The 13,686-nt window shown below is 67.7% G+C and carries 9 protein-coding genes and 1 pseudogene; 8 read left to right on the plus strand and 2 right to left on the minus strand.

Annotation, left to right across the window (positions count from 1 at the left end; genetic code table 11):
* Positions 1–156 (plus strand): annotated as a pseudogene (locus AC1D1S_RS01940) (IS110 family transposase); the annotation flags it as partial.
* A 39-nt stretch (positions 157–195) separates the two neighbouring features.
* Here AC1D1S_RS01940 and AC1D1S_RS01945 read toward each other — a convergent pair.
* A complete protein-coding gene (locus AC1D1S_RS01945; protein ID WP_476993591.1) occupies positions 196–2,172 on the minus strand; it encodes an APC family permease in 1,977 nt (658 codons plus the stop codon).
* A 416-nt stretch (positions 2,173–2,588) separates the two neighbouring features.
* Between AC1D1S_RS01945 and AC1D1S_RS01950 the strand changes: the two genes are divergently transcribed.
* Genes AC1D1S_RS01950 through AC1D1S_RS01980 form a run of 7 tightly spaced genes read left to right on the plus strand, consistent with a single transcriptional unit; the run spans position 2,589 to position 12,402 of the window.
* Entirely contained in the window at positions 2,589–2,687 is a 99-nt protein-coding gene (locus tag AC1D1S_RS01950; protein ID WP_018775954.1) for a potassium-transporting ATPase subunit F, read from the plus strand.
* A 7-nt stretch (positions 2,688–2,694) separates the two neighbouring features.
* Positions 2,695–4,362 carry a potassium-transporting ATPase subunit KdpA gene (kdpA, locus tag AC1D1S_RS01955; protein WP_476993592.1) on the plus strand — a complete coding sequence of 556 codons (1,668 nt, stop codon included), beginning with the start codon at positions 2,695–2,697 and terminating at the stop codon, positions 4,360–4,362.
* Positions 4,359–6,497: a potassium-transporting ATPase subunit KdpB gene (gene kdpB, locus AC1D1S_RS01960; RefSeq protein WP_476993593.1), complete on the plus strand. Its 2,139-nt coding sequence runs from the start codon at positions 4,359–4,361 to the stop codon at positions 6,495–6,497. Before kdpA ends, kdpB begins: the two co-directional genes overlap by 4 nt.
* A gap of 10 nt (positions 6,498–6,507) precedes the next feature.
* Positions 6,508–7,137, plus strand: a complete 630-nt coding sequence (locus tag AC1D1S_RS01965; protein WP_476993594.1) for a potassium-transporting ATPase subunit C — start codon at positions 6,508–6,510, stop codon at positions 7,135–7,137.
* Positions 7,138–7,149: 12 nt separating this feature from the next.
* Positions 7,150–9,828: a DUF4118 domain-containing protein gene (locus AC1D1S_RS01970; protein ID WP_476993595.1), complete on the plus strand. Its 2,679-nt coding sequence runs from the start codon at positions 7,150–7,152 to the stop codon at positions 9,826–9,828.
* Positions 9,825–10,499, plus strand: coding sequence for a response regulator (locus AC1D1S_RS01975; protein WP_243181416.1), 675 nt, complete (start codon positions 9,825–9,827; stop codon positions 10,497–10,499). Before AC1D1S_RS01970 ends, AC1D1S_RS01975 begins: the two co-directional genes overlap by 4 nt.
* Positions 10,500–10,539: 40 nt before the next feature.
* Entirely contained in the window at positions 10,540–12,402 is a 1,863-nt protein-coding gene (locus AC1D1S_RS01980; RefSeq protein ID WP_243181415.1) for a sensor domain-containing diguanylate cyclase, read from the plus strand.
* Here AC1D1S_RS01980 and AC1D1S_RS01985 read toward each other — a convergent pair.
* A complete protein-coding gene (locus AC1D1S_RS01985; RefSeq protein WP_243181414.1) occupies positions 12,399–13,532 on the minus strand; it encodes an acyl-CoA dehydrogenase family protein in 1,134 nt (377 codons plus the stop codon). The genes AC1D1S_RS01980 and AC1D1S_RS01985 overlap by 4 nt on opposite strands.
* Positions 13,533–13,686: the final 154 nt, after the last annotated feature.

Below are 13,686 nucleotides of genomic sequence, written 5' to 3' on the forward strand. Positions count from 1 at the left end.
GATCCTCTGTCGAGGGCCTACTACGACCGGAAACGAACCGAGGGCAAACGCCACAACCAGGCCCTCATCGCCCTCGCCCGCCGCCGATGCGACACCCTCTACGCCATGCTCAGAGACGGCACCTTCTACGAACCACGACAACCCTCAGCCGCTTGACGAAAACCATAGAGGCACCCCCTGCCGCCGGGCGTGGTGTCAGCCGACGTGGACCCACGGACGCCGGGTGACGTCCGGCTCGGCCTCGCGCAACACTTCGCGCGTCACCGGGGCGATCTCGCCTTCGCCGAAAGCCAGGAACCGCAGGAGGTTGGTGAACGGGTTTCCCTCCGTCCAGCGGAAGTAGATGTGCGGCATCAGCCCGGTGACGTCGCGGATGTGCAGCAGCACGGAGGCGATCGTGTTCGGAACAACAGGCCCGTGGACCTCCAGGATCTGGTACCCGTGCCGGCTGACCCCGCGGACCTCGAGCGCGGTCTCGAAGTCCGAGGAGTCGTCCACCACGACTTCGAGGAACAGCGCCTGGGAGTCCAGCGGGAGGTGGCTGACCTCGATCGCGGACGTGAGCTTGTCCAGGTACGCCTGGGCAGTGAGCCGCAGCGGCTCATGGGCGATGATCGCGATGGGTCCGGATTCATTGGCGGCCAGGAATTCCAGGGCCGGGGTGTCCATCCGCACATGCGTGGCATGGAGCTCGAACGAGCGCCGGATGCGCGAGAGCAGGGAGATCACGATGATCCCGATGATAAAGAACGCGGCGATCCGGATGCCTTCGGGCCGCTCGAAGATGTTGRCCACCGTGGTGTAGATGAACACGACGGCGATGATGCCGAAGCCGATGCTGCGCTTGCGCTGCCGGTGGCTTCGTGCGGACAGCGTCACGGCAATCGCCGCCGACGTCATCAAAACCAGGACACCGGTGGCGTAAGCGCCGCCCTGGGCGTCGACGTCGGCGTCGAACAGCCAGGTGATCAGGAACCCCACAAGGGTGAACACCAAAACCAGCGGCCTGACCGCCCGGGCCCATTCCGGAGCCATGCCGTACCGGGGCAGATAGCGCGGCACGAGGTTCAGCAGCCCGGCCATGGCGGAGGCGCCGGCGAACCACAGGATGGCGATTGTGCTCAGATCGTAGACGGTGCCGAATCCGTTTCCCAGGTATTCGTGCGCCAGATAAGCCAGGGCGCGGCCGTTCGCCTGCCCGCCGGGCTGGAACTCCTGCGCCGGGATCAGGACCACTGTGGTGAAGCTCGTGGTGACGAGGAACGCGCTCATGATCAGGGCCGCCGTCGTCAGCAGCCGGCGCGCACCCTTGATCCGGCCCTGAGGGTTCTCCTCGGTGTCCGTGGCGTGGCCGCGGATCTGCGGCATCACGGCGACGCCGGTCTCGAAGCCGGACAGGCCCAGGGCCAGCTTGGGGAACACGAGCAGCGCGATACCCACCACCATCAGCGGGCTCCCGTGCTGGGTGGTCAGGGCCAGCCACCAGTTATCGACCGCCACCGGGTGCTGCAGGACCTCGATGATCGTTGTGATGACCACGACGACGTTCAGCCCGAGGTAAATGCCCACCAGGACGACGGCGACGCCGATCGCCTCCTTGAAACCGCGCAGGAACACCGCGGCGAGCAGAGCCAGCAGGAACAGCGTGACCGCGACGTTCTGGCCCTGCATCCAGGCGGGGGCGAACGGGTTCTCGAGCGCGTGCGCGGTCGCGTCCGCGGCAGAAAGCGTCATGGTGATCATGAAATCGGTAGCCGCGAACCCCAGCAACACCAGGACCAGGAGTTTCCCGCCCCAACGTGGCAGCAGCCGCTCCAGCATGGCGATGGACCCTTCACCGCGCGGACTTTCACCGGCCACCCGGCGGTACACGGGCAGTGCGCCCAGCAAGGTCACGGCCACCAGGACCAGGGTGGCCAGCGGCGAAATCACGCCGGCCGCGAGCGCGGCGATGGCGGGCTGGTAGCCCAGGGTGGAGAAGTAGTCCACGCCGGTCAGGCACATGACCTGCCACCACGAGTGCTTTTTCAGGTGGCTGTCGCTCACGGCCCCGGGCCCCTGGTGGATTCCCTTGGCGTCTTGGAGGCCGAACAGCAGCCAGTTCCTGAAGTGTTCCCCGGCGCCGGGCCGCGGCGCGGAGGGGTCTGCCGGGGGCCGGCTGAGGGTGGTCATGATGTCCTTTCCACGCGGCACACCGCGCCGCTTCCGTCCGAGACGCTACCAGCCCCGGAGGCCGCCGCTACCGTCCGGCGAACAATCCTGATGGTTCCTTAACGCGGCCCTCAAACCGGCGCTTCGGGTGCCCGTCCGGGTTCCCGCGCGTCGCCGGCCTCGCCGGACCCGCCACCGTTAATGCGGCATCAAGATCCAGGCCGCAACCATCAAGGAAGCGTTAAAACCGCCGGTTCGGGCCGGCGACGGGGTTTGACTGGAGCTGTCTCCCAACGGGGACACCGAGGAAAGGAATGCCCAATGGCTGATTTGGCTGTGATCGGAATCCTGATGCTGTCGATGGGATTCGTAATGTGGATCGGCCACGTCCTGGCCGGGATGGTCGGCAGTGCCGATGACCGGCCGGAGGGTGGCAAGTGAGCGCCGATGCGGTGATGTGGCTCGTTCTGTTGCTGGCAGGGCTGTGCCTCTTCGGCTACCTGCTGGCCGTCCTGATCCATCCGGAAAAGTGGTGAACGGATCATGACCTTCAACCCTGCGTCCTTTGCTGTCCAGGTGGCGGCGCTACTCATTGTCCTGGCGGCCATGCACAAGCCTCTGGGCATCTACCTGGCCCGGGTTTTCGAGGGCACGACGTCAGCCCGGGCCGAGCGCCTCTTCTACCGGCTGGCCGGGGTCGACGCCGGCACCGAGCAGACCTGGCCGGTCTACCTGCGCAGCGTTCTAGCGTTCTCGGCCGTCTCGATCCTGGCCGTGTTCGGCCTCCAACGGCTGCAGGGCGTCCTGCCCGGCAGCGGTTCGCTGCCCGGCGTCGACCCGTGGGTGGCCATGAACACCGCTATTTCCTTTGTGACCAACACGAACTGGCAGACCTACGTCCCCGAGACCACGGTAGGCATCTTCGTGCAGATGTGTCTGCTGGCGGTGCAGAACTTCCTCTCCGCCGCCGTCGGCATCGTGGTCGCCGTCGCCCTGATCCGGGGCATTGCCCGCACACGGACACAGCGGCTGGGCAACTTCTGGGTGGACCTGACCCGGACGACGTTCCGGGTCCTGCTGCCGCTGGCGTTCGTCGCGGCAGTGGTGATGGTCCTCGGCGGAGTGGTGCAGAATTTCTGGTCCACCGAGGTCACCAACCAGGCCACGGGCCTTTCGCAGAGCATTCCCGGCGGCCCCGTCGCCTCCCAGGAAGCCATCAAGGAGCTCGGGACCAACGGCGGCGGCTACTTTAACGCGAACTCCGCCCACCCGTTTGAAAACCCCAACGCCTTCATCAGCCTCTTTGAGGTGTTCCTGCTCCTGCTCATCCCCTCCGCCCTCCCGTATGCCTTCGGCCGGATGGTGGGCGACCAGCGGCAGGGCTACACGGTCGTCGCCGTGATGGGCACCCTGTGGCTGGCTTCGATTTCGCTGATGGGCTGGGCCGTCGCTGCCGGCCAGGGAACCGCGACGGCCGCCGCCGGTGGCCTCGGCGAAGGCTTCGAACAGCGCTTCGGCCCCGTGCCCAGCGCGATCTTCGCGACGTCCACCACCCTGACCTCCACCGGCGCCGTCAACACCGCCCACGATTCCCTGCCGCCGCTGGCCGGCGGAGTGGCCATGGTGAACATGATGCTCGGCGAAGTCGCCCCCGGCGGAACCGGGTCCGGGCTCTACGGCCTGCTGATCCTGTCCATCATTTCCGTCTTCATCGCCGGCCTCATGGTCGGGCGCACCCCGGAGTACCTGGGCAAGAAGATCGGACCGACGGAAATGAAACTCGCCGCCATGTACATCCTCGTCACCCCGAGCCTGGTGCTGGCCCTCGCCGGCATCACCGTCCTACTGCCGGACGCCATGGCCAACGCCCCAGCCACCGGCCCGCACCAGTTCAGCGAAGCGCTTTACGCCTTCACCTCCGGGGCCAACAACAACGGCTCCGCGTTCGGCGGCATCACCACGTCGGGCCCATACCTTTCGGTCATGATGGGCCTGGCGATGCTGCTGGGCCGCTTTCTCCCGATCGTCCTGGTGCTCGCCCTGGCCGGCTTCCTCGCCCGTCAGGGCAAGGTTCCCACGTCCGCCGGCACCGTCCCCACCCACGGCCCGCTGTTCGGCTCGCTGCTGCTCGGCGTGACGGTAATCCTGACCGCCCTGAGCTACTTCCCGGCCCTTGCCCTGGGCCCCCTCGCAGAAGGACTCCTCAAATGACCCGGTCCCACACGGCGTTAGCCACGGACACCGAAGCCCTGACCTACGCCGACGGAAACCCCCTTGGCACCCCCGGCGAGCACAAGCACCACACCAAAGCCCCGGCAAAACTGACACTCACGTCCGTCATAGCCGCCCTGCCCCTCGCGGTCAGGAAACTCTCCCCGCGGCAGATGATCCATTCCCCGGTCATGTTCATCGTGCTGGTCGGGGCCGGCCTGTGCACCGCGATCTCGGTGTACCGGCCGTCCGTGTTCGGCATCGCCGTGACGGCCTGGCTGTGGCTCACCGTCCTCTTCGGCACCCTGTCCGAATCCATCGCCGAGGGCCGGGGCAAGGCCCAGGCCGACAGCCTGCGCGCCAGCCGCAAGGGCGTCCAGGCCCGGCTCCGGCAGCCCGGCGGCGCCACCCGGGACCTGCCGGGGACGGAGTTGCGGCGCGGAGACGTCGTGGTTTGCGAGGCCGGGGACGTCATTCCCTCGGACGGCGAAATCATCGAAGGCCTGGCCAGCGTCGACGAATCCACCATCACGGGCGAATCAGCCCCGGTCATCCGCGAATCCGGCGGAGACCGGTCCTCCGTCACCGGCGGCACGAAGGTCCTCTCGGACCGGATCGTCATCCGCATCACCGCAGAGCCGGGCCAAACCTTCATCGACCGGATGATCAGGCTTGTCGAGGGCGCCGTGCGGCAGAAGACTCCCAACGAAATCGCGCTCCACGTACTGCTGGTGTCCCTGACCATCGTCTTCCTGGCCGTCACCATGTCACTGGCACCGTTCGCCGCCCTCGCCGGCGCCACGCCGTCCCCGATCGTGCTGGTCGCACTGCTGGTCTGTCTGATCCCCACCACCATCGGGGCCCTTGTCCCGGCCATTGGCATCGCCGGCATGGACCGGCTGGTCCAGCACAACGTGCTCGCCACCTCCGGCCGTGCCGTGGAAACCGCCGGAGACATCACCACCCTGCTGCTGGACAAGACCGGAACCATCACCTACGGCAACCGCCGCGCCGTCAATTTCTTCCCCGCCGATCATGTGGACCGGACCCAACTCATCGAAGCGGCCCGGGTCTGCAGCCTGGCCGACGAAACCCCCGAGGGGCGCTCCATCGTGGACCTCGCCGCGGACAAGGGCGTGACCGGGGCCGATCTGACCACCCTTGAACACAGCGCCAGCGATTTTGCCGTCGTCCCCTTCAGCGCCAGCACGCGCATGAGCGGGTTGGACCTTGACGGCCGGCAGATCCGCAAGGGCGCCGCCTCCACGGTTGCGGCCTTCGTTGCCGAGTACGGCGGGCACTCCCCGGCGGAGGTCGAGCACCGGGTCACGGAAATCTCGGCCCAGGGCGGCACACCTCTCCTGGTCGCCCAGGTGGGCAAGGACGGCAGCGCCGACGTCCTTGGAACCATCCACCTCGCCGACGTCGTCAAACCCGGCATGCATGCCCGCTTCGCCGAACTGCGGCAAATGGGCATCCGGACCGTCATGATCACCGGCGACAACCCCATCACCGCCAAGGCGATCGCCGCCGAGGCCGGCGTCGATGACTTTCTGGCCGAAGCAACCCCGGAGGACAAGCTCGCGGTCATCAAGAAGGAGCAGGCCGCAGGCCGGCTCGTGGCCATGACCGGGGACGGCACCAACGACGCCCCGGCGCTGGCCGCCGCGGACGTGGGCGTCGCCATGAACTCCGGAACCCCCGCCGCGAAGGACGCTGCCAACATGGTGGACCTCGACTCCGACCCCACCAAACTCATCAACATCGTCGGCATCGGCAAGCAACTGCTCATCACCCGCGGCGCCCTGACCACCTTCTCGGTCGCCAACGACGTCGCCAAGTACTTCGCGATCGTCCCGGCCCTTTTTGCCGCCGCCTTCCCGGGGCTAGGGCTGCTGAACATCATGGGCCTGGCCACCCCGTCTTCAGCCATCCTGTCCGCGGTGATCTTCAACGCCCTGATCATCATCGCGTTGGTTCCGCTCGCGCTTCGGGGGGTCAAATACCGTGCCGTCTCCGCCAACCAGGCACTGGCCCGGAACCTGCTGATCTACGGGCTCGGCGGCCTGATTGCACCCTTCATCGGCATCAAGATCATCGACCTGATGATCTCCCTCATCCCAGGAATCGGCTAGGAAAATCCCTATGAACACTCTCGCTGGCTACCTCCGGCAGGCAGGCACGGCCCTTCGGTTCTTGCTCTTCGCCACCCTGGTCCTCGGCCTTGCGTACCCGCTCGCCGTCTTCGGAACCGGACAACTAATCGCCCCGTACCAGGCCAACGGCTCCATCCTCAAAGACAGCGCCGGCGCCCCGGCCGCGTCCGCCCTGATTGTCCAGGTCGCGGCCAACGATTCCGGTGTCCAGGACCCCCGCTGGTTCCACGCCCGCCCTTCGGCTGCGAAGTGGGATCCGGCGTCGTCCTCGCCGTCCAACCTGGGCCCCAACGATTCGAAACTGCTCGAGGCCGTGACCGCCAACCGGTCCGCCGTCGCCGCGGCTGAAGGCGTGGATCCGGCAACGGTGCCCGCCGACGCCGTGACCGCCAGCGGTTCCGGACTGGACCCGGACATTTCATCCGAGTACGCCAGGGTTCAGACGGCGCGGGTGGCGGCAGCGAACGGCCTGGGCGCCGACGCCGTTGCCTCCCTGGTGGAGCAGCACACCAGCAGTGGGTTAGTCGCGTTTCTCGGCCAGCCGTCGGTCAACGTGACTGCCCTCAACCTCGCCGTGGCGGCGGCCGCACGGCCGTCGCAGCCGGCACAATCCAAGTGAGAGAATGACGGCATGGCACGTGGAACGCTGCGGATCTTCCTGGGCGCCGCGCCGGGTGTGGGCAAGACCTACGAGATGCTCGAAGAAGCCCACCGGCTCGGCAAGCGCGGCGAGGACGTCGTCGTCGCGTTCGCCATGGACCACGGCCGCAGCGAGACGCGGGCGCTGCTGGAGGGACTCGAAGTCATCCCGCCCAGGAGGCTGCCCTACCGGGACACGGAGTTTGAGGAGATGGATCTTGACGCGGTCCTGGTCCGGGCGCCAGGGGCCGCGGTTGTGGACGAATACGCCCATTCCAATGTCCCGGGCAGCCGGAATCCCAAGCGTTGGCAGGACGTTGCCGTGCTCCTCGACGCCGGCATCAATGTTCTCTCCACGGTCAACATCCAGCATCTGGCGTCCTTGGGGGACGTCGTCAGCGCCATCACCGACGTCCGCCAGGCGGAGACGGTGCCGGACGACGTTGTCCGCCGAGCGGATCAGATCCACCTCGTGGACATCTCCCCCGAGCTGCTCCGCCAGCGCCTGGGCGACGGCAAGATCTACGCGGCCGACAAGATCGACGCGGCCCTCTCGAACTACTTCCGGCTGGGCAACCTCACGGCGCTGCGCGAACTTGCCTTGCTGTGGCTGGCCGACCGGGTGGACGAGGGCCTCGCCAAGTACCGGGCCGAACAGGGCATCGATGAAAGCTGGCCAGCCCGGGAGCGGATCGTCGTCGGGCTGACCGGCGGCCCGGAAGGGGAAGTCCTGATCCGCCGGGGGGCCCGCATCCTCAACCGGGTCAACGGCGGGGACCTGCTGGCGGTCCACGTCCGGGCCGCTGACGGCGTTGCCGGCGAATCCCCCCAGGCGCTTGAGGCCCAGCGCCATCTCATCCTGGACCTGGGCGGCAGCTACCACATCGTGACCGGGGAGGATCCGGCCGCCGCCCTGCTGGACTTCGCCCGCAGCGTCAACGCGACCCAAATCGTCGTTGGCATCTCCCGGCACAAGAAGATCGCCGGGCTGATCGGAAACCTCCTCGGCGGCGGAGTAGGCACCCGGGTAGTCCGCGATTCAGGCGACATCGATGTCCATATGGTCTCCCACCCCCTCGGCGGCCGCGGAACCCGCCCGTCACGGCAGCGCGACTTGGGCCGGGTCCGGGTCGCCGTCGGGTTCGGCTTTGCGGTGCTGCTCCCGGTGGTCCTGCAACTCTTGCTGTCGCTCCTGAACCCGGAGCGGAACGTGGCCGCGGCCATGCTGGTCCAGCTCACCGGTTCAGTGGCGGTGGCGCTGATCGGCGGATTGTGGCCGGCCATCCTGGCCGCACTGTGGAGCAGCCTTCTGGTGAACTACTTTTCAACCCCGCCGTTGGGCAACCTCACCATCAGCGATCCCCAGAACTTCCTGGCCCTGCTGGTGTTTGTGGGCGTCTCAGCCGCCGTTGCCGTTGTGGTGGACCTATCGGCCCGCCGCTCCAAAGAGGCCGCGCGGGCCCGCGCCGAAGCCACGACGCTCGGTGACCTGACGCGCAGTGCCGTCGGCTCGGATGACACGGTTCAGGCATTGCTGGAGCAAGCCCTGAGCGTCTTCCAGGTGCGCGGTGCTGCTGTTTTCAGCCTTGGCTACGGCCTCGCGGACGGCGACAGCGGCGCAGGACCAGACCGGCGATGGCAACTTCAGGCCGCCGTGGGAGAAATTCCGGCCCTGCCCGCCGGCGCGCCAGGGGACGATGCCACCGGCGACAACGTCGAAGAAATCGACGCTTCCACGCGCCTGGTGCTCTTCGGACGGATTCTGCCGGCCAGCGACCGACGTCTCCTCGGCGCGTTCGGTGTTCATCTGGCGGCCCAGCTGGAACGCCAGCAGTTGGTGACCAGCCGGCGGGAGATGCTGCGATTGGCCGAAAGCAACACGATGCGGACCTCCATCCTCCGCGCAGTCTCCCACGACTTGCGCACCCCCTTGGCCGGGATCAAGCTTGCCGTCGGCGGGCTGCGCCACGACGACGTCCATTACACCAAGGAAGAGGAACACGAACTGCTGGCAACGATCGAGGAGTGTTCGGACCGGTTGGACGCGCTGGTGGGCAATCTGCTGGACATGTCCCGGATCACCTCGGATGCCGTCAATCCCCTGCTCAAACCCGTGCGGTGGTACGAGGTCATACCGGGTTCCCTGAGCGCCGTCCCCGCGGGCCGGGTGCGCGTGGACCTGCCTCCGAACATGCCGGAGGTCGACGCCGACCCCGGCATGCTGGAACGGGTGATTGCGAACATCGTCGAGAATGCCGTGAAATACGCTCCAGATTCGGACATCGTCCTTGTTGGGGCGGCTGGCGGCCTCAGCCCTGCGACTCTCGAAGGGCGCCCTGCCGGGGAGCTTCGGGTCATCGATCACGGCCGGGGAATCCCGGCGGAGAGCGTCCTGGAAATGTTCCGGCCCTTCCAGCGGCTCGACGACACCCCGCAAACCAGCGGGATCGGGCTCGGGCTTGCGGTGGCGAAGGGGTTCACGGATGCCATGGGTGGCAGCCTGACCGCAGAAGCCACACCGGGCGGAGGGCTGACGATGATTATCCGGCTTCCGTTGTCCACGGGAACCCCATATGACGGGCACCGCGCCCAGGCCCCGTTCGAGCCCCGGTCGCTGGTGGCGCGCCGCGGTCATGCGCTGCCCCTTACGTCCGGACCGGACACCGCATGACGGCCGTCCTGGTCGTCGACGACGACCCGCACCTGTTGCGGGCCCTGCGCATTACCCTGCAGGCCCACGGCTACACCGTCACCACCGCCGTGGACGGGACCTCGGCGCTGCTGGCCGCCACCCAGAACCCGCTCTCACTCATCATCCTGGACCTCGGCCTGCCTGACATTGACGGGACCCGTGTCCTCAAGGAGCTGCGCGGGTTCAGCAGCGCGCCGGTCCTGGTGCTCTCCGCCAGGCACGGCTCCGAAGACAAAGTCGAGGCTCTCGACGCCGGCGCGGATGACTACATCACCAAACCGTTCGGCCTCGACGAGCTCCTGGCCCGGCTCCGGGCGCTGCTGCGCCGCAGCGTCGAACCGGAGCGCGAAACAGTGGTCAGGACCGATGCCTTCACCGTGGACTTGGCCAAGCACCGGGTGACCAGGGACGGCGCGGACGTCCGACTGACCCCCACGGAATGGAAGATTCTGGAGGTTCTGGTCCGCAATCCGGAAAAGCTCATCACCCAGCAGCAGCTGCTCTCCAGGGTCTGGGGTCCGGCCTACGCCAAGGAGACCAACTACCTCCGGGTTTACATGGCGCAGCTGCGGCGCAAGCTGGAGCCGGATACCGCCAGCCCGCGCCATCTGCTCACCGAGGCCGGCATCGGCTACAGGTTCATGCCCTGATGGTTTTCCGATGCCGCCGCCTGCAATGGATACTGGGGCAATGACTAATCGCAGCCCGCTGAACAGGGACGATGCCGGTCCGTCGCCACTGCCTGAGATTCCGGCGCAGCTGCGGGCTGTCCTGAACGGAATCCCGGCACTCGTGGGCTATTGGGACACGGGACTCCGCAACCGCCTGGCCAACGACGCCTACTGCGAGTGGTTCGGTTTCGCACCCCAGCAGCTTCACGGCATGCATGTCCGGGACGTGCTCGGCGAGACCGTCCTGAAGGCCAACCTGCCGCACATCGAGGGGGCGCTCGCCGGGAAGCGGCAGCAGTTCGACCGGACCCTGGTGGATGCCGCGGGCCAGTCCCGCTTCACCGAGGTGACCTACACCCCCGATACCCAGGACGGCGCGGTGCAGGGCTTCTTCGTCCTGGTCACGGACATCACCGAGCGTGTCCTGGCCGACCGGCGCCGGCAGCGGGACATGGACCGGTACCGCGCCCTGGCGCGGAGCGTCCCCGGCGTCTTCGTCCTCCTCTTCGACGCCGAGCTGCGCTACCTGATCGCCGAAGGCCAGGAGCTGGAGACCTTCGGCTACCGCAGGGAAGAGCTCGAAGGCCAGCGCATCCAGGACGTGCTCAAGGGCAATCTCGCCAGCGAGCTCGAGCCGCGCTATCTCGCGGCCCTCGCCGGCCGCGAGGTGTCCTGGAGCCGGCAGATCGGCCACCGCACCTACCGGCTGAACGCCGGGCCGGTCTACTCCGACGACGAGGCCGCGGCCGGCATGGTGGTGGCGGTTGATATCACCGAGCGCCTGCAGCAACAAAAGGTTTGGGAGGCTTTGCACGAGATAGCCACCGAAGTTGCCCGCAACGCGGCCCCCGCTGCCATCTCTGAGCGGGTCGCCGCGATTGTCCGCGACCTGTTCAACGTCGATTCCGCCGCCGTCGTCCGTTTCACGGGCGCGTCGTCGGCGGAAATCGTCGCCATGGCGCCGACGCTGCCGCCGACGCTGAGCCGGCGGCAGATCTTCGCCCCGACGGACGAGTCGGCCACTGTCCGGGTGGCCGTGACCGGCAAGCCGGCCCTGGTTCGCTACCGGGCGGAAGGTGGACCGGCAGCGGAGCAGATGCGCGCCGGCGGCTTCCAGTCCGCGGCGGCGGCGCCGATCCGGGTCGGCGGCAGCCTGTGGGGCGCCGTGAGCCTGACGTCGAAGTCGCGCACCGGGGTTACGGAGGCGATGATGGAGCGGCTGGCCCAGTTCGCGGAGCTCGTCGAGATCGCCATCGGCAACACGGAGGCCCGGACCGACCTCGAACAGCAGGCCACTACCGATGCCCTCAGTGGCTTGCCCAACCGGCGGGCCCTGGAACGGCACCTCGCCGAGCATGTTGAGCTGGCCCTGAGCCGCGGGACAAGCCTGAGTGCCGTCGTCCTGGATATCGACCACTTCAAGAGGGTCAACGACACCCACGGCCACCTGACGGGCGACGTGGTCCTGGCGGAGGTCGCGGCCAGGCTCCGGGCGGTCGCCCGCGCCGAGGAGATCGTGGCCCGGTTCGGCGGCGAGGAGTTCGTGTGGCTGCTCCCGGCGACGGACGGCGCCGAGGCCCTGCGCGCCGCCGAACGCGCCCGCAAGGCCATCGCGTCCGAACCGTTCGGGGAAGTGGGTTTCCTGACGATCTCTGCCGGAGTCTGCGAGCACAGTGACGCCGCGGCCGGCTCGCTCCTGGACTGCGCGGACCGGGCCCTGTACGAGGCCAAGAACGGCGGCCGCAACCGCACGTCCCGCTACGGCCACGCCAGCCCGGCGGTTCAGCCCGCCCCGGCCGGGCAGGCACGGAACAGCCCGGCACAGAACGGGCAGGCACGGAACGGCCAGGCGCGGGACGGCGCTGGCACACTCGGAGCCTAGACGAAAGCGGACTTTCCCGTCACGGCCCGCGCCACGATCAGTGAATTGATTTCGTAGCTGCCCTCATAGGTATAGAGAATCTCGGCGTCGCCGAAGAGCTTGCCCATCTCATAGTCGCTGCTGATGCCGTTGCCGCCCATGAGGGACCGTCCCATCGCCACCGAGGCACGCGCCAGCCGCGTGGTGGTCGCTTTGGCCATGGCGGCCTGGACCATCTCGAGCTTGCCCTCTTCCTGGATGCGCGCGAGCTGGGCCATCAGGGCCAGGGAGGCGGTCGCGTTGCCCAGGATCTCGGCGAGCTGCTGCTGGATGAGCTGAAAGCGGGCGAGTTCCTTGCCGAACTGGCGGCGCTTCAGCGAATAGGCGCGCGCGACGTCGAACGCGGCCAGCTGGATGCCGGCACCCTGCCAGCCCACCCAGGCCCGCGAATCGCGCAGGAGCTCGTTGGCCTTGGAGAAGCTGGTGGCGCCGGGCAGCAGGTTGGCCGCCGGGATCCGGACCTCGTCGAGGACGATGTCCGCGTTCTGCATGATGCGCAGGCCGATTTTGTTGGCGATCTTCGTTGCGGTGTAGCCCGGACGGTCCGTCTCCACGATGAAGCCCTTGATGTGCTGGTCAGCGACGTCCCGGGCCCAAACAAGGGCGAAGTCCGCGATGGTGCCGGCGCCGATCCAACGCTTGGCGCCGTTGAGGACCCACTCATCGCCGTCCAGCCGCGCGGTGGTTTCCAGGCCGCCGGCGATGTCCGAGCCGTGGTCCGGCTCTGTCAGGGCGAACGCCCCGAGCTGGGTGAACGCGGTGAGGCCAGGGAGCCAGCGCGCCTTCTGTTCCTCCGAGCCGAGCTCGTCGATCATGCCGACGATCAGCTCGTTGTGGATCCCGACGAGCGCCGAGAGGGACACGTCGGCGCGCGCCACCTCGACATACATGAGCCCCTTGAAGAGCTTGGACGTGCCGTCCGTCTGCAGCCCGCCCAAACCGTATTTGCCGAGTTCGGCGAGCAGCCCGAAGGGAAACTCCTCGCGGTTCCAGTAGTCGATTGATGCGGCCCGGATCCGGGACTGCAGGAATTCCCGGACCTCCTGGTAGCGGAGCTGTTCGTCCGGCGGCAGCAGGTCCACGATGTACATGAGGTCGGCGTCGGGAAACGGCGGCTCCGCCGCAGCAACGGGGGCGGCGACCGCAGTAGCGGATTCGGCTGTGTCTGATCCCGCTCTGTTTTCGGCTCTGTTTTCGGCTCTGTCTTCCGCTCTGTTTTCGGCTGGCGCCGACGGTCCGCTGGCA

The sequence above is a fragment of the Arthrobacter sp. P1_A5 genome, from assembly GCF_056406825.1.